The following is a 14213-nucleotide window of genomic DNA, read 5'->3' on the forward strand; positions in this document are numbered from 1 at the left end:
ACGTGGCCGGCTACTACACCACGGACGGCACCGGCTCGGGCTACAAGCCGATCACACCGACCCGGCTGATGGACACGCGCGAAGGACTGGGCGTACCAAAGGCGAAGGTCGGCGCGGCAGGAACCGTCACCCTCCAGGTCACCGGCACCGCCGGAATCCCGGCCACCGGGGTCACGGCCGTCGTCCTGAACGTCACCGCCACCTCCCCCACCGCCCCCAGCTTCGTCTCCGTCTACCCCAACGGCACCACCCGCACCAGCGCCTCCAACCTCAACTTCACCGCCGGACAGACCATCCCCAACCTCGTCGTCGTCCCCGTCATCAACGGAAAGGTCAGCTTCTACAACCACGCCGGAACAGTCGACCTCATCGCCGACGTAGCCGGCTACTACACGTCGTAACGCCGCGTGTCGTGCCGACACGGCACGGCACGGCACGACCCCGGACCTCCGGTCCGCCAACCCGAGCCAACGGCCCGCCCACACGGCGGGCCGTTTGGCGTTAAGGGGGCCAGCCCCGCATCGCTCCAGACGGCCGCCAGGCCGACCAACTAGGCGGCGGCTGTGTCGGTGTCCGGCGGGCAGTCGCGGCAGCGGCCCGGTTCGGGGGCTCGGTAGGCGCGGTCGCAGCCGTCGCAGTTCTGGAGCGGGTCCGGCCGTCTGACCGGCCGCACGGGCGGGGCCGCCGGGAGGTGGGGCGGGAGCTGCGTCTTGAGGCGGTACGCGATCAGGGCCGCCGGGCGGCGCAGGTCGGCGGGAAGGTCCGCGCTCAGGACATGGCGTACGGCCTCGGGCGCGGCCCCGCGCTCCAGCCAGGCCGAGACCCCGGGCGCGAGCTGCTTCACGTCGCGGTCGGCGAGCAACAGCCGGGGGTCCTCGCACCGCAGCACCGCGAGCAGGTCCGCGGCCTCCGGCCGGACCCGCGCGGGTGCGGGTGCCGCCACCGGCTCCGGTGGGGGCGCGGGCTCGGGCGCGGGCTCCTCCGGCGGCGGGAGCGGGGGCGGCGGCGGGGGCTCGGGCGGCGCTCCGCGCGGGCGGTTGTAGGACACCGTCCGGGTCACGACCTGCCCGGTGTCCAGCCGTACGCGGCTGCGCTCCAGGTACCCGTACGCCTCCAGCTCCCGCAGAGCGGAGGCGATCCGCACCTCCCCCTCCGGGAACCGTTCGGCGAGCCGCTTGATGCCGACGCGGGCACCGGTCGGCAGCGACTGGATGTGGAGCGCGAGCCCGATCGCGACCAGCGACAACTCACGGTGCTGGGCGAGGTGGTTGCCCACCACGGTGTATTGATCGGCGTGCCGGACGTTGACGTGAATGACACCGGATTGGGGGGTCCCGGCAGGAACACGGGACGACGCGCGCGAGGGCGCGCTAAGCTTCTGAAGAGCCATTGGGAAGCCGCTTACTTCCTAGTTGGTCAGGCCCTCGACCGGGATGCCAGTCCCGCCGGGGGCCGTCTCATGTCTGATGTTGTGCGGCGAGCATATGCCCGCCAACCCACCCGAAATCCAGCCCAGTTGGCACAGTTCACCCATGTGAGTGAGTGGGGAGCCGGAGGGGTGGGTTGGTGGGTTGGATTTCCCTCCGGGCTTTCAAGCAGTGACGTCCGAGCGCACCGGGTCACGGGCCCCCGCGTCACGGTTCCCCCCGCCCCACCCGGGCACATCCAATTCCGCCCAGACCGCCTTGCACGGCGGTAGCCCCTGGTCCACACCCCAGCGGTCCGCGATCGCGTCCACCAGCACCAGCCCCCTCCCACCCTCCGCGTCCCCGTCCGCGTCGCGGATACCCGGGATGCGGTCGCCACGGGTATCGACCACCTCGATGCGGAGCCTGCCGTCGGCCAGGGCGAGGACGAGGCGGAAGTCCCGTCCGCGAACCCGGCCGTGGGTCACCGCATTGGCCGCCAGCTCGGCCACGATGAGCGCGGGCCCTTCGGTCGGCAGACCCCAGGAAGCGAGCGTCTCGATGGTCAGCTGCCGAGCCTGCCGGGCGCCGCGCGGGGTGGCGGCGAGCTGGGCGCCGAATCGGCCTGGGGAGTACCAGATGTGCGTAGTCACGTCACTCAGCGTGGTGCCGCGTGCGTACCGTGAGAAGCGGAAACGCCCGCGCGTCCGGCCTTTGTCCGGCGCTTGTCCGGTGCTGTCCCGGCTGTCCCGCGCGGCCTCCGGGCAGAGGGCGTTGAGGACATCGGTACGTCGGAGGTGGGCGCGCATGAGCGTGGACAGTGACGGTACGGAAGACGCGGGCTGGGACGTCGACCCCGAGGACGAACAGGGAGTCGCGGTACTGGCTGTCTTGGGGCGCCAGCTCCGCGCATGGCGAGAGGAAGCGGGCATGCGGGCCGCCGACCTCGGCACGGCCATCGGGTACGGGGAGGACCTCGTCCGCAAGGTCGAAGCGGGCAAGCGCATCCCCCGCCCCGAGTACCTGGACAGGGCGGACGAAGCGCTGCGCGCGGGCGGAAAGATCGCAGCGATGAAGGCGGACATGGAGCCGATCCGCTACCCGAAGACCGTCCGGAACCTCGCCAAAATGGAGGCCAAGGCCGTCGAACTCTCGGCCTACGGGAACCACAACATCCACGGCCTGCTGCAGACCGACGACTATGCCCGGGCCCTCTTCGAAATGTGGCAGCCGCCTCAGACGAAGGAGCAGGTGGAGCGTGGTGTGGCTGCACGCATGGCCCGCCGGTCCATCTTCGACCGCTCCCCCGCACCTGCCCTCAGTTTCGTCCAGGAAGAGGTGACCCTTCGGCGGCGTATCGGAGGGACAATGGTGATGCGCAGGCAACTTGAACGCCTTCTGGAGGTGGCTCAGTTGCGGCATGTGACGATCCAGGTGATGCCAACGGACTGCGAAGAGCACGCCGGAATGGGCGGGTTGATCCAGGTGCTGAAGTTCGCGGACGGGACGGCGGTGGGACGCTCGGAAGGAGCGTTCAACGGTCGGCCCGTCTCGAATCCGCGGCAGCTCCGGATACTGGAGCAGTGCCATGCCATGATCCGCTCTCAGGCCCTCGGTCCACGGGAGTCGGTCGCATTTATCGAGCAAGTGCTGGGAGAGACATGATCCACCAACCCGAGCTGGAGTGGTTCAAGAGCAGCTACAGCGACAGCGGCGACATCAACGACTGCGTCGAAGTGGCCCACACCCCCGCCACGATCCGCGTCCGCGACTCCAAGGACATCGCACTGCCCCACCTCACCTTCGCACCTGGGGCATGGTCGAAGTTCGTGGGATGCGCCTCATGACCGCCGCCCCCGAGCTGGAGTGGTTCAGGAGCAGCTACAGCGACAGCAGCGACATCAACGACTGCGTCGAGGTGGCCCGCACCCCCGCCACCATCCACGTCCGCGACTCCAAGGACCTCCAGATTCCCGCCCTCGGCTTCGCCCCTCACGCCTGGGCGGGATTCGTAGCGCACACCTCCGGCCACTGACACGCACGCGCCGGCATGAGACTCCGACACGAGAACATCGACCTGCCGCAGGACCAGGGCTGCCTGCGGTGGGTGCTCGGCGTGCCGCTCGTCCTGGTCTACGTCCCGGCGGTGTACTTCTGCGGCATCGCCCTGGCCATGCGGCCGGACTCGCCGTACGACCAACTGCGCGAGGACGTCCGGTTCACCGCCGGCGTCTCGCTCACCCTCTGTCTCCTGGGGCTGCTGATCACCATCACCCCGGTGTACCGGCGGACCATGGGCCGCTGGTGGTTCGCCGTACCGTTCCTGCTGGCGACGGTCGCGTACGTCCGCGCGCAGACCGCCTGACGACGCTCCAGGTCGCCGCTTCGCAGGCAGCCCGCTACGGTCGAATTGCCCCGTTCTCTGGAAGGGGATGCCCATGCGGACCAAGCGATCCCTCGCCCTGCTGGTGGCCCCGGCCCTCGCGGCCTCGGCCCTGGCGTTCACACCGGCAGCGGTGTCACGAGCCCCCGCCGCGACCGTCCCTCTTACGGCGATGGCCGTGCCAGGGACCGTGAGCCTCCCCGTCGTGACCCAGTGGGAGTACGCGACCGTGCCGCTGACCGCGCACGCGACCAAGCAGACTCTGGACACGTGGGGCTCGGACGGCTGGGAGCTCGTCGCAGTGCTGCCCAGTCCGGACAACCCGGATCAGCTCGTGGCCTATCTCAAGCGCCCGGTCGAATCGTCCTGACTCCACCTCGGCCACGGTTCGAGACGGGCGCCCCCGAACCCGGATTCCTCCCACGCATTTCCTCGCCACTCTCTTCGGTCGGTGGTGACTCCCGCGCTGTAGACGTCCCGCATCTCCAAGGGGGCCGCCGTGTGCCGGGCGGGGTCCGGGAGTTCAGAGAAGTCCGGTGCGTTCTGCGTCATCTCGAGCCTTCCTCGGGATCGGCGCGCGGCCACCACAACATCACGCCGGTCCTAGGTCTTTGGTGCCGGTGCGATCGGGTCCGTGGTCGGATTCGCCGGGCTTCGGCCATGGTTAGCGTCGCACCATGCGAATAGGACTACTTGGCACCGGAAACGTCGCTCGGGCACTGGCCCAGGGGTGGAGCGCCGCAGGACACGACGTGCTTCTCGGTTCGCGCCTGCCCGAGGAGCGGACGGACCTCGGTCTGCCCGTGGCGGGCCTGAGCGAGACAGCCGCCCACGCAGAGGTACTGGTCAACGCCACCCCGGGGGGTGTTTCCGTGGAGCTGCTGCGCTCCATCGGGGCGCCGGCGCTGGCCGGCACCCTGCTGATCGATGTCGGGGTCGGTCTCTCCGACGACTACAGCGAGCTCTCGCATCCCAACAGCAGCCTGGGTGAACAGATCCAGGAAGCCTTCCCCCTGACCCCCGTCGTCAAGACGCTGTGCACCATGGACTCCACCGTGATGACCGCCCCGGACGCGCTCCAGGGCCCGAGCACCGTTTTCCTCTCCGGCGACGATGCCGAAGCGAAACGGACCACCGGCCGGCTGCTCACCGACCTCGGCTGGCCGCCCTCCTCCCAGCTGGACATCGGCGGCATCGTCACCGCGCGCGGACAGGAGCACTTCGCCCTGCTCTTCATGGGCATCGCGGGCGGTCTGGGGGCCCACACGTTCAACATCCACGTGGTCACCCGCCCGTCGGCGGCCTAGGACAACGCCACAGCCCCCGCCCGGACGGGGGCGGGGGCTGCGGCGAGTGCGGCGGCCGGACGATCGGCCGGGCGGCGGATCAGGCGACCGCGGGGACCGGCTGCGGCGCGGCGTCGGACGGGGCCGGGTCGTCCAGCGGGGAGGCCGAGGCGGAGGCGTAGGCCTCCTTGTCCAGGATTCCCTCGCGGGCCGAGACGATGACCGGGACCACGGCCTGGCCGGCCACGTTGGTGGCCGTGCGGATCATGTCCAGGATCGGGTCGATCGCCATCAGCAGGCCGACGCCCGCCAGCGGGAGGCCCAGCGTGGAGAGGGTCAGCGTCAGCATGACCGTCGCGCCCGTCAGACCGGCCGTCGCGGCCGAGCCGATGACCGAGACGAAGACGATGAGCAGGTACTCCTTGATGCCCAGCTGCACGTCGAAGATCTGCGCGATGAAGATCGCGGCGAGCGCCGGGTAGATCGCGGCGCAGCCGTCCATCTTGGTGGTGGCGCCGAACGGGACGGCGAAGGAGGCGTACTCCTTCGGGACGCCGAGGCGCTCGGTGACCTTCTGGGTGACCGGCATGGTGCCGACCGAGGAGCGGGAGACGAAGGCCAGCTGGATGGCCGGCCAGGCGCCCTTGAAGAACTGGAGCGGGTTGACCTTGGCGACCGTCGCGAGCAGCAGCGGGTAGACGACGAACATCACGAGGGCGCAGCCGATGTAGATGTCGGCGGTGAAGGTCGCGTACTTGCCGATCAGGTCCCAGCCGTACGTGGCGATCGCGGTGCCGATCAGGCCGATGGTGCCGATCGGGGCGAGGCGGATGACCCACCACAGGGCCTTCTGGAGCAGCTCCAGGACGGACTCGGCCAGGTCCAGGACCGGCTTCGCCTTGCTACCCAGCTGGAGGGCGGCGATACCGGCGACGACGGCCAGGAAGACGATCTGGAGGACCTTGAGCTCGGTGAACGGCGTGACGATGTCCGTCGGCACGATCCCGGTCAGGAAGTCGATCCAGGAGCCGGTCTTCTTCGGGTCCTTGCCGTCGGCCGCGGTGAGGCCGGTCCCGGAGCCCGGGTCGGTCAGCAGGCCGATCGCGATGCCGATGCCGACCGCGATCAGCGAGGTGATCATGAACCAGAGCAGGGTGCGGGTGGCGAGCCGCGCGGCGTTGTTCACCTTCCGCAGGTTCGTGATCGACACCAGGATCGCGAAGAAGACGAGCGGGGCGATGGCCAGCTTCAGCAGCTGGACGAAGATGTCGCCGGTCTTCTCCAGCGTGGTGGCGAGCCAGCTGATGTCCTGGCTGCGGGCTATCCACCCGAAGAGGACACCGAGGGCGAGACCGGCGACGATCTGGGCCCAGAAGGGGAAGGTGAACGAGGCCTTGGCAGGGGCCTGGGGGGTCGCGGACACGGACACTCTCCGGAGGTGGCGCACGAAAGACAGGGGGGAAGTACTGCGGTGGTGATGCGGTGCGGCAACAGCCGGGAAAGGCCGGCCGGGACCACCGGGACCGCTGCTGTATCGATTCAGCTCAACAGCAACAGGCCGCGGACGCGCGGCGGCAGAGGTCGACGTGCAGGCGCATCACGAGCACGAGGCTCGTGGTCATCGGGCGCGCAGCTGGGGTCAACATGTTGAACACGCTAACACCCCTCCTTTGAGAATCTCAAAGGGGCACTTTGAGACAACGGCGCACGAGGCCCTCTTGCGCCGAGCCGGAAAACACCAACGCCCCAGCGCTGCGGGCGGTATTCCCGGGGCTGGGGCGGTTCGTGTGTGATGAAGCCAACTGGGGCCGACGGTGCGACTGGGGCCGAACGGAGCCGACGGAGTCGACCGGGCGTTACGAGCTCGCGCGCGCCCCGTCGTCGACCTGGTCCTCCTGGCTGCGGTTCGCGGCGAGCTTCTGCTTCGCACCCGCGACGCGCCCGGCGATCTGCTGCGACATCTCGTCGCGCTGCTTGCGCAGGAGGACGAAGGAGAGCGGGGCGGAGAGCATGAGGGCGAGCAGCACGACCCAGGCGGCGTTGGCGTCCCCGAGCCCGGCCGGCACCCAGCCGACCTGGACGAGGATCGCGACGGCGACGAGGCATCCGACGAAGATGCCCAGGCGCATCGCGGTGTAGCGGATCGTTGCGCTCGGCTTGCGGGACACGGTGACCCCTTCTCTCTCGTCGTGGTCGTACGGCGGGTCGTACGGCGGCTGGTGCCCGTCCAGTGAAGCACGCCGGGACCCCGCCACGGCCCTCCGGGGTACGGCGACGGCCCGTACGGCGGCCCGTACGGCGGCCCCTACGGCAGCCCGTACGCCGACTGGCGCGGCCACCACCTCTCCCGGCACCCATCCCGCTGCCGTAGGTCAGTACAGCGGCAGCAGCATCGTGATGTCGTCGCGGTCGTCGCCCGGGGCCACCCGGACGGCGCCGGGGACGCGGCCGACCTCCTTGTAGCCGCAGGCCGCGTAGAAGTGCTCCAGGCCGAGCCCGCCGCGGCAGGTGAGGCGGATCGCGTCGATGCCCCCGATGGAGCGGGCCGCGGCCTCCGTCGCGGCCATGAGCTCGCGCCCGTAGCCCTTGCCCTGGTGGCGCGGATGGACCATCACCGTGTAGGCCCACAGCCAGTGCAGCTGGAGCCGGTGCGCGTTGTGCGTGAGGAAGGCGGTCGCGGCGACCGAGCCGTCCCCGTCGTGTCCGACGAGCAGTCGGCAGCTCCCGTCGGCGACGCCGGCGAGGTGCTTGTCGAGCGCGGGGCGTACGTCGTCGAAGGTGACCGGCGGTACGAAGCCCACGGCGCCGCCCGCGTTGGAGACGTCGGCCCACAGCTCCAGGATTCCCTCACGCAGGGAAGGGCCGACGACCGGGTCCAGGGTGAAAGTAAGGGTCATTTCGCAAGGTTACCCATTACCTCATCTGCCCGTCCAGAAAAAGTTAAACCCCGGCCCATGGGCCGGGGTTAACTCGCTGGGAGAAGGTCGGACGGAGCGTCAGACGCGCATCGCCTGCGGGGTCTCGCGCAGGCCCGCGTCCGGACCGGGGTACTCGCGGATGATCTCGTAGCGCGTGTTGCGCTCGACCGGGCGGAAGCCCGCCTCCCGGATCAGCTCCAGCAGATCCTCACGGCCCAGCTTGTTCGGAGTGCCGTAGTTGTCCGCGTCGTGCGTGATCTTGTACTCGACGACCGAGCCGTCCATGTCGTCGGCGCCGTGCTGCAGGGCGAGCTGGGCGGTCTGCACGCCGTGCATCACCCAGAAGACCTTGACGTGCGGCACGTTGTCGAAGAGCAGACGCGAGACGGCGAAGGTCTTCAGCGCCTCGGCGCCGGTCGCCATCGTCGTGCGCGCCTGGAGCTTGTTGCGTACCTTGCCGTCCTTCATGTCCACGAAGTCGTGCTGGTAGCGCAGCGGAATGAAGACCTGGAAGCCGCCGGTCTCGTCCTGGAGCTCGCGCAGCCGCAGTACGTGGTCCACGCGGTGGCGCGGCTCCTCGATGTGCCCGTACAGCATCGTCGAGGGGGTCTTGAGACCCTTCGAGTGCGCGAGCCGGTGGATGCGCGACCAGTCCTCCCAGTGGGTGCGGTGGTCGACGATGTGCTGGCGGACCTCCCAGTCGAAGATCTCCGCGCCGCCGCCGGTGAGCGACTCCAGGCCCGCCTCGATCAGCTCGTCCAGGATGTCGGAGGCCGACATGCCGGAGATCGTCTCGAAGTGGTGGATCTCGGTCGCCGTGAACGCCTTCAGCGAGACGTTCGGCAGCGCCTTCTTCAGCTCGGAGAGCGAGCGCGGGTAGTAGCGCCACGGCAGGTTCGGGTGCAGGCCGTTGACGATGTGCAGCTCGGTGAGGTTGTCGTTCTCCATGGCCTTGGCCAGGCGCACGGCCTCCTCGATGCGCATCGTGTACGCGTCCTTCTCGCCCGGCTTGCGCTGGAACGAGCAGTACGCGCACGAAGCGGTGCACACGTTCGTCATGTTGAGGTGGCGGTTGACGTTGAAGTGGACGACGTCACCGTTCTTGCGCGTGCGCACCTCGTGGGCGAGGCCACCGAGCCAGGCCAGGTCGTCCGACTCGTAGAGGGCGATACCGTCCTCACGGGTCAGCCGCTCGCCGGAGCGGACCTTCTCCTCCAGCTCACGCTTGAGCCCAGCGTCCATGTACCGGTCGCCTCCTCTAGATGCCTCTGCCTGTACTGCGAACTGCGAACTGCGAAACCCTGCCCAACCGTACTCTCAGACTTCTTCGGGCAGTTCCCCGACCCGGTTCTCCCACTTGGTGGAGAGCACGATGGTGGTGCGGGTGCGCGAGACGCCCTTGGTGCCGGAGAGCTTGCGGATGATCTTCTCCAGGCCGTCCACGTCGTTGGCGCGCACCTTGAGCATGAAGGAGTCGTCGCCGGCGATGAACCAGCAGTCCTCGATCTCGGCGAGGTCGCGCAGCCGCCGGGCCACGTCCTCGTGGTCCGCGGCGTCGGAGAGGGAGATGCCGATCAGCGCCGTGACGCCGAGGCCGAGCGAGGCCGAGTCCACCGTCGCGCGGTAGCCGGTGATGACGCCGGCCGTCTCCAGCCGGTTGATGCGGTCGGTGACGCTGGGGCCGGAGAGGCCCACGAGACGGCCCAGCTCCGCGTACGAGGCACGACCGTTTTCCCGGAGTGCCTGGATGAGCTGCCTGTCCACCGTGTCCATTTACGTGGGGCCTTCCATTATTCGGTGATCTTCCAAGTCTAGGTATAGAATCTAAGGTGCACAGGGTCAACACCCTGTGAATCTTTTCAGCAGATCAGTGACGATCTTCAGGAGTGGTACACCGTGTTCACGATCGAGATGGCCCACGCACACATGCGACAGCTCCAGGAGCTGGCCAACCGATCCCGTGCCCACCAGCCCGCCGCGGCCCACCGCGTCGACCGGATCCGCAAGCCGCTGGGCGCCAAGAAGGCCAAGTAGGCCACGTAGGCTCCGGAGGCTCCGGACGCCGAGTAGGCCCGGAAGGCCTAGCCACCCCCGCTCGCCCGCTGGGCAGAGCGGGACCCTCCCAGCTCCCCTTCCCAACGGCGGTACAGCCGGTGCGGCACCCCTGCCGCGTCCAGCACCCGCCCCGCGACGAAGTCCACCAGATCCTGGATGTGCGTCGCGCCCGCGTAGAACGCCGGAGAGGCGGGCAGCACGACCGCGCCCGCCTCGTCCAGCGCCACCAGGTGCTTGAGCGTCTGCCCGTTCAGCGGGGTCTCCCGCACCGCGACCACCAGCCGGCGCCGCTCCTTGAGCGTCACGCTCGCCACGCGCTGGAGCAGGTCCTTCGACAGTCCGAGCGCCACCCCCGCCACGCAGGCCGTGGACGCGGGGACGATGAGCATCCCCTTGACCGGGTACGAGCCCGAGCTCGGGCCGGCGGCCAGGTCCCCGGCGCCCCAGTACCGTACGTCCGCGTCGCCCGCCGGGACCTCGAAGGTCCCCGGCTTGCCGTCGGCGCCGCGCGCCAGCCACTCCGCGAGGTCCTCGCGCCAGTGCGCGTCGCGGAAGGCGATCCCGGTCTCGTCCAGCAGGGTCAGGCGCGAGGCCCGGCTCACCACCAGGTCGACGCTCTCCCCCGCGGCGAGCAGTCCGCGGAGCACCGCCGCCGCGTACGGCGTCCCGGACGCCCCGGAAACCCCGACCACCCACGGGGTGCGCTTGCGCTCAGTCATACCTCCGAGACTATCCGGCCACCACGGGCCGGGCGCGGGTCAGGTGCGGTGTCCGGCGCGGACCCGGCGCCAGTCGTCTGCCCTAGAAGGTCAGGCCGCGGACCGCGAGGTCCAGCAGGGCGCACACGAAGAGGGCGATCCCGATGAAGCCGTTGACCGTGAAGAAGGCGCGGTTCAGGCGGGACAGGTCGTGCGGCGTCACGATGCTGTGCTCGTAGAGGAAGGCGCAGACGACGATCAGCAGGCCCGCCCAGAAGAACATCCCGGCGCCCGTGGCCAGGGCGTACCAGACCAGCAGGGCCGTGGTCACGACGTGCGCGCCGCGCGCCCCCCAGAGCGCGGCCGCGACTCCGAAGCGGGCCGGGACGGACTTGACGCCCTCCGCGCGGTCCGCGGCCACGTCCTGACTGCCGAAGATCAGGTCGAAGCCGCCGATCCACACGCCCACCGCGAGGCCCAGGATCACCGCGTCCGAGGACCACTCGCCGGTGACCGCCAGCCAGGCCCCGACCGGGCCCATCGCCTGGGCCAGTCCCAGGATGGCGTGCGGGAAGTTCGTGAACCGCTTGCCGTACGGGTACACCACCATCGGGATCACCGCGATGGGCGCCAGCGCCAGGCAGAGCGGGTTCAGCAGCGCCGCCGAGCCGAGGAAGACGGCGACCGCGATCCCGGCGCCGGTCCAGGCCGAGCGGACGGAGACCGCGCCGGTGACCAGCTCGCGGCCCGCCGTGCGCGGGTTACGGGCGTCGATCTCGCGGTCGATGATCCGGTTGGCGGCCATCGCGAAGGTCCGCAGCCCCACCATGCAGACGGTGACGAGCAGCAGCTTGCCCCAGTGCACGTTCCGGTCGAGCTGGAACATGGCGGTGAGCGCGGCGATGTAGGCGAAGGGCAGCGCGAAGACCGAGTGCTCGATCATCACGAGCCGAAGAAAGGCCTTGACCTTGTTGGTGGCCTCGGGTGCGGGGCCGGGTCCGATCACGCCGTCGGCGGTGGTCATCATGTGAGGCTCCTGCGGAACTCTTCGAGGTCGGTCAGGAGAGTGGCCGTGGGGACCGGTTCCGGTTCCAGGGTCACGGGGTCCGCGTCCTCGCCCTCGGGCGGGGTGACGCGGGCGGCGAAGGCGTACCCGCCGGCACCGGCGGGGCCCGCGTCGAGGCGCAGGACGTCGCCCGCCTCGACCGTGAACGCCTCCCCCGTGCCCAGCGCGAGACGCAGGCGCTCCGCGAAGTCCTCCGCCTCGGCGTCCCGCAGCCCGGGCAGCTCGAAGCCGCCGCCCTCGCCGTCCTCGTGGTCCCACATCAGCGCCCAGACGTTCCCCGGACCCGCGAACTCCTCGGGCGAGGCGCCCGCCGCCGCGGCGGCCTCCCGCACGCCCGGGTCCGCCGGGTCGAGCTCCGGGCGCACCAGGGCCACGTACGCCGTGTCGCTGCCGATGTAGAGGGCCGGGCCGCCCATCACGATCGGGCTCACAGGCCGTACTCCTTCCAGCGGCGGTCCACCAGGGCCGCCGTCGCAGGGTCGGACTCGACCATGTCGGGCCAGCCGCCGTCGCGGGTGTAGCCCTCCTCGGGCAGCTTCTTCGTCGCGTCGATGCCCGCCTTGCCGCCCCAGAACTGCTGGTACGAGGCGTGGTCCAGGTGGTCGACCGGCCCCTCGACGACCGTCAGGTCACGGGAGTAGTCGGTGTTGCCGAGCGCCCGCCAGGACACCTCGTGCAGGTCGTGGACGTCGCAGTCCTTGTCCACCACGATGATCAGCTTGGTCAGCGACATCATGTGCGCGCCCCAGATGGCGTGCATGACCTTCTGCGCGTGCTTCGGGTACTTCTTGTCGATCGAGACGATCGCGCAGTTGTGGAAGCCGCCCGACTCGGGCAGGTGGTAGTCCACGATGTCCGGCACGATGATCTTCAGGAGCGGCAGGAAGAACCGCTCCGTCGCGCGGCCCAGCGGGCCGTCCTCCGTCGGCGGCCGGCCGACCACGATCGACTGGAGGAGCGGACGCTTGCGCATCGTCACGCAGTCGATCGTCAGGGCCGGGAAGGGCTCCTGCGGGGTGTAGAAGCCGGTGTGGTCGCCGAAGGGGCCCTCCGGGAGCATCTCGCCCGGCTCCAGCCAGCCCTCGATGACGACCTCCGCGTGGGCCGGGACCTGGAGCGGGACGGTCTTGCAGTCCACCATCTCGATCCGCTTGCCGGCGACGAAGCCGGCGAAGAGGTACTCGTCGATGTCGCCCGGCAGCGGCGCGGTGGAGGCGTACGTCACGGCCGGCGGGCAGCCGAAGGCGATCGCGACCGGCAGCCGCTCACCCTTGGCCGCGGCGACGGCGTAGTGGTTGCGGCTGTCCTTGTGGATCTGCCAGTGCATGCCGATGGTGCGCTTGTCGTGGCGCTGGAGGCGGTAGAGGCCGAGGTTGCGCACGCCAGTCTCGGGGTGCTTGGTGTGGGTCAGGCCGAGGTTGAAGAAGGAACCGCCGTCCTTGGGCCACGTGAAGAGCGCCGGCAGCTGGTCGAGGTCCACGTCGTCGCCGGTGAGGACGACCTCCTGGACGGGCGCGGAGTCGCCCTTCACCTTCTTCGGCGGCACGTGGACCATCGAGCCGAGCTTGCCGAAGGCCTCGCGGACCCCGATGAAGCCCTGCGGCAGCTCCGGCTTCAGCAGGCCGCCGATCTTCTCGCTGATCTCGCCGTACGACTTCAGGCCGAGGGCCTTCAGGAGGCGGCGGTCGGTGCCGAAGACGTTCATGGCCAGCGGCATCGCCGAGCCCTTGACGTTCTCGAAGAGGAGCGCCGGGCCCCCCGCCTTGTTCACTCTGTCGACGATCTCCCCGATCTCCAGATACGGGTCGACTTCGGCCTTGATGCGCTTGAGGTCGCCCTCCCGCTCCAGAGCCCGGAGCAGCGAGCGGAGATCGTCGTAAGCCATAGGGGTCAGTATCGGTCACCGGCTACGCTGGACCTGTCACCGGGGCCGTCGAATCGAACCCCGCCATTGTTTCCAGGGGGCTGTTCCGCATGATCAGGGCGCTGATGTTCATCCTGCCGCTGGCGCTGACGATCTACGCGTTCATCGACTGCCTCAACACCCCCGAGGACGAGGCCAAACACCTCCCCAAGGTCGTCTGGGTCATCATCATCCTGCTCTTCTGGATCGTCGGCCCGATCGTCTGGTTCGCCGCGGGCAAGATGCGCCGCGCCCCGGCCAACGGCCGCACGCCGTCCGAGTGGCACCGCAACCACCGCCACGAGTGGGTCGCCCCCGACGACAACCCGGAGTTCCTCACGTCCCTTCGCGAGGAGAACAAGAAGGACGAGGCCCTCCTCAAGGACTGGGAGGCGGACCTGCGCCGCCGCGAGGAGGAGATGAAGCGGCGCGAGCAGGGCGAGGACAAGGACGGCTGATCGGCCGGCCGGCGGGTGTGCGCGGGGGCGTGGTGCTCGG

The 14213-nt window shown here is 69.7% G+C and carries 19 protein-coding genes and 1 pseudogene; 9 read left to right on the plus strand and 11 right to left on the minus strand.

Annotation, left to right across the window (positions count from 1 at the left end):
• Positions 1-401, plus strand: a pseudogene (locus ACZ4TV_RS02275) (PKD domain-containing protein); the annotation flags it as partial.
• 149 nt (positions 402-550) lie between these two features.
• Here ACZ4TV_RS02275 and ACZ4TV_RS02280 read toward each other — a convergent pair.
• Together ACZ4TV_RS02280 and ACZ4TV_RS02285 are read right to left on the minus strand one after the other, a co-directional pair.
• Positions 551-1390 (minus strand): helix-turn-helix domain-containing protein, encoded by an 840-nt coding sequence (locus ACZ4TV_RS02280; RefSeq protein ID WP_468129719.1) that lies wholly within the window; start codon positions 1388-1390, stop codon positions 551-553.
• Between the two features lie 201 nt (positions 1391-1591).
• Positions 1592-2059, minus strand: coding sequence for an ATP-binding protein (locus ACZ4TV_RS02285; RefSeq protein ID WP_468129721.1), 468 nt, complete (start codon positions 2057-2059; stop codon positions 1592-1594).
• 154 nt (positions 2060-2213) lie between these two features.
• Between ACZ4TV_RS02285 and ACZ4TV_RS02290 the strand changes: the two genes are divergently transcribed.
• The 6 genes from ACZ4TV_RS02290 (at position 2214) to ACZ4TV_RS02315 (ending at position 5096) form a co-directional block, all read left to right on the plus strand.
• Entirely contained in the window at positions 2214-3071 is an 858-nt protein-coding gene (locus tag ACZ4TV_RS02290; protein WP_468129723.1) for a helix-turn-helix domain-containing protein, read from the plus strand.
• Positions 3068-3253 carry a DUF397 domain-containing protein gene (locus tag ACZ4TV_RS02295; RefSeq protein WP_468129725.1) on the plus strand — a complete coding sequence of 62 codons (186 nt, stop codon included), beginning with the start codon at positions 3068-3070 and terminating at the stop codon, positions 3251-3253. Before ACZ4TV_RS02290 ends, ACZ4TV_RS02295 begins: the two co-directional genes overlap by 4 nt.
• Positions 3241-3441: a DUF397 domain-containing protein gene (locus ACZ4TV_RS02300; RefSeq protein ID WP_468129727.1), complete on the plus strand. Its 201-nt coding sequence runs from the start codon at positions 3241-3243 to the stop codon at positions 3439-3441. The genes ACZ4TV_RS02295 and ACZ4TV_RS02300 overlap by 13 nt, the downstream gene beginning before the upstream one ends.
• Positions 3442-3456: 15 nt before the next feature.
• On the plus strand, positions 3457-3771 hold the full coding sequence (locus ACZ4TV_RS02305; RefSeq protein WP_468129729.1) for a hypothetical protein: 315 nt from the start codon (positions 3457-3459) through the stop codon (positions 3769-3771).
• 223 nt (positions 3772-3994) lie between these two features.
• Positions 3995-4159, plus strand: a complete 165-nt coding sequence (locus tag ACZ4TV_RS02310; RefSeq protein ID WP_468129918.1) for a DUF4177 domain-containing protein — start codon at positions 3995-3997, stop codon at positions 4157-4159.
• A gap of 307 nt (positions 4160-4466) precedes the next feature.
• Complete coding sequence (locus tag ACZ4TV_RS02315) at positions 4467-5096, plus strand: NADPH-dependent F420 reductase (protein WP_468129731.1); 630 nt, start codon at positions 4467-4469, stop codon at positions 5094-5096.
• A gap of 79 nt (positions 5097-5175) precedes the next feature.
• Here the strand turns inward: ACZ4TV_RS02315 and ACZ4TV_RS02320 are convergent, their stop codons facing one another.
• The 5 genes from ACZ4TV_RS02320 to ACZ4TV_RS02340 all read right to left on the minus strand — a co-directional run bounded on the left by ACZ4TV_RS02320 (position 5176) and on the right by ACZ4TV_RS02340 (position 9766).
• Positions 5176-6504, minus strand: coding sequence for a dicarboxylate/amino acid:cation symporter (locus tag ACZ4TV_RS02320; protein WP_468129733.1), 1329 nt, complete (start codon positions 6502-6504; stop codon positions 5176-5178).
• A gap of 427 nt (positions 6505-6931) precedes the next feature.
• Positions 6932-7204, minus strand: coding sequence for a DUF4229 domain-containing protein (locus ACZ4TV_RS02325; protein WP_468129920.1), 273 nt, complete (start codon positions 7202-7204; stop codon positions 6932-6934).
• A 243-nt stretch (positions 7205-7447) separates the two neighbouring features.
• Complete coding sequence (locus ACZ4TV_RS02330; RefSeq protein ID WP_468129735.1) at positions 7448-7972, minus strand: GNAT family N-acetyltransferase; 525 nt, start codon at positions 7970-7972, stop codon at positions 7448-7450.
• Between the two features lie 99 nt (positions 7973-8071).
• Positions 8072-9235 (minus strand): aminofutalosine synthase MqnE, encoded by a 1164-nt coding sequence (gene mqnE / locus ACZ4TV_RS02335; RefSeq protein WP_360901644.1) that lies wholly within the window; start codon positions 9233-9235, stop codon positions 8072-8074.
• A gap of 75 nt (positions 9236-9310) precedes the next feature.
• Positions 9311-9766 carry an Lrp/AsnC family transcriptional regulator gene (locus tag ACZ4TV_RS02340; RefSeq protein ID WP_468129737.1) on the minus strand — a complete coding sequence of 152 codons (456 nt, stop codon included), beginning with the start codon at positions 9764-9766 and terminating at the stop codon, positions 9311-9313.
• Positions 9767-9889: 123 nt separating this feature from the next.
• Between ACZ4TV_RS02340 and ACZ4TV_RS02345 the strand changes: the two genes are divergently transcribed.
• Positions 9890-10027: a hypothetical protein gene (locus ACZ4TV_RS02345; RefSeq protein WP_468129930.1), complete on the plus strand. Its 138-nt coding sequence runs from the start codon at positions 9890-9892 to the stop codon at positions 10025-10027.
• Between the two features lie 47 nt (positions 10028-10074).
• On the opposite strand, the gene ACZ4TV_RS02350 is transcribed toward ACZ4TV_RS02345, so the two are convergent.
• The 4 genes from ACZ4TV_RS02350 to ACZ4TV_RS02365 all read right to left on the minus strand — a co-directional run bounded on the left by ACZ4TV_RS02350 (position 10075) and on the right by ACZ4TV_RS02365 (position 13697).
• Positions 10075-10767: a UbiX family flavin prenyltransferase gene (locus ACZ4TV_RS02350; RefSeq protein ID WP_468129739.1), complete on the minus strand. Its 693-nt coding sequence runs from the start codon at positions 10765-10767 to the stop codon at positions 10075-10077.
• Positions 10768-10849: 82 nt separating this feature from the next.
• Positions 10850-11773 (minus strand): menaquinone biosynthesis prenyltransferase MqnP, encoded by a 924-nt coding sequence (gene mqnP / locus ACZ4TV_RS02355; protein WP_468129741.1) that lies wholly within the window; start codon positions 11771-11773, stop codon positions 10850-10852.
• Positions 11770-12243 (minus strand): hypothetical protein, encoded by a 474-nt coding sequence (locus tag ACZ4TV_RS02360; protein ID WP_468129743.1) that lies wholly within the window; start codon positions 12241-12243, stop codon positions 11770-11772. Before ACZ4TV_RS02360 ends, mqnP begins: the two co-directional genes overlap by 4 nt.
• Positions 12240-13697 carry a menaquinone biosynthesis decarboxylase gene (locus ACZ4TV_RS02365; protein ID WP_468129745.1) on the minus strand — a complete coding sequence of 486 codons (1458 nt, stop codon included), beginning with the start codon at positions 13695-13697 and terminating at the stop codon, positions 12240-12242. The genes ACZ4TV_RS02360 and ACZ4TV_RS02365 overlap by 4 nt, the downstream gene beginning before the upstream one ends.
• Positions 13698-13786: 89 nt before the next feature.
• Between ACZ4TV_RS02365 and ACZ4TV_RS02370 the strand changes: the two genes are divergently transcribed.
• Positions 13787-14173, plus strand: a complete 387-nt coding sequence (locus tag ACZ4TV_RS02370; protein ID WP_468129747.1) for a PLD nuclease N-terminal domain-containing protein — start codon at positions 13787-13789, stop codon at positions 14171-14173.
• The last annotated feature ends 40 nt before the right edge of the window (positions 14174-14213 follow it).

Source organism: Streptomyces sp. NPDC028910, assembly GCF_055564955.1.

Excerpts from the sequence above, each read along its gene's own strand:
- ACZ4TV_RS02280 (WP_468129719.1), bottom strand. The coding sequence starts at position 1,390 with ATGGCTCTTCAGAAGCTTAGCGCGCCCTCGCGCGCGTCGTCCCGTGTT.
- ACZ4TV_RS02290 (WP_468129723.1), top strand. The coding sequence starts at position 2,214 with ATGAGCGTGGACAGTGACGGTACGGAAGACGCGGGCTGGGACGTCGAC.
- ACZ4TV_RS02295 (WP_468129725.1), top strand. The coding sequence starts at position 3,068 with ATGATCCACCAACCCGAGCTGGAGTGGTTCAAGAGCAGCTACAGCGAC.
- ACZ4TV_RS02300 (WP_468129727.1), top strand. The coding sequence starts at position 3,241 with ATGCGCCTCATGACCGCCGCCCCCGAGCTGGAGTGGTTCAGGAGCAGC.
- ACZ4TV_RS02305 (WP_468129729.1), top strand. The coding sequence starts at position 3,457 with ATGAGACTCCGACACGAGAACATCGACCTGCCGCAGGACCAGGGCTGC.
- ACZ4TV_RS02315 (WP_468129731.1), top strand. The coding sequence starts at position 4,467 with ATGCGAATAGGACTACTTGGCACCGGAAACGTCGCTCGGGCACTGGCC.
- ACZ4TV_RS02325 (WP_468129920.1), bottom strand. The coding sequence starts at position 7,204 with ATGCGCCTGGGCATCTTCGTCGGATGCCTCGTCGCCGTCGCGATCCTC.
- ACZ4TV_RS02330 (WP_468129735.1), bottom strand. The coding sequence starts at position 7,972 with ATGACCCTTACTTTCACCCTGGACCCGGTCGTCGGCCCTTCCCTGCGT.
- mqnE (WP_360901644.1), bottom strand. The coding sequence starts at position 9,235 with ATGGACGCTGGGCTCAAGCGTGAGCTGGAGGAGAAGGTCCGCTCCGGC.
- ACZ4TV_RS02340 (WP_468129737.1), bottom strand. The coding sequence starts at position 9,766 with ATGGACACGGTGGACAGGCAGCTCATCCAGGCACTCCGGGAAAACGGT.
- ACZ4TV_RS02350 (WP_468129739.1), bottom strand. The coding sequence starts at position 10,767 with ATGACTGAGCGCAAGCGCACCCCGTGGGTGGTCGGGGTTTCCGGGGCG.
- mqnP (WP_468129741.1), bottom strand. The coding sequence starts at position 11,773 with ATGATGACCACCGCCGACGGCGTGATCGGACCCGGCCCCGCACCCGAG.
- ACZ4TV_RS02365 (WP_468129745.1), bottom strand. The coding sequence starts at position 13,697 with ATGGCTTACGACGATCTCCGCTCGCTGCTCCGGGCTCTGGAGCGGGAG.
- ACZ4TV_RS02370 (WP_468129747.1), top strand. The coding sequence starts at position 13,787 with ATGATCAGGGCGCTGATGTTCATCCTGCCGCTGGCGCTGACGATCTAC.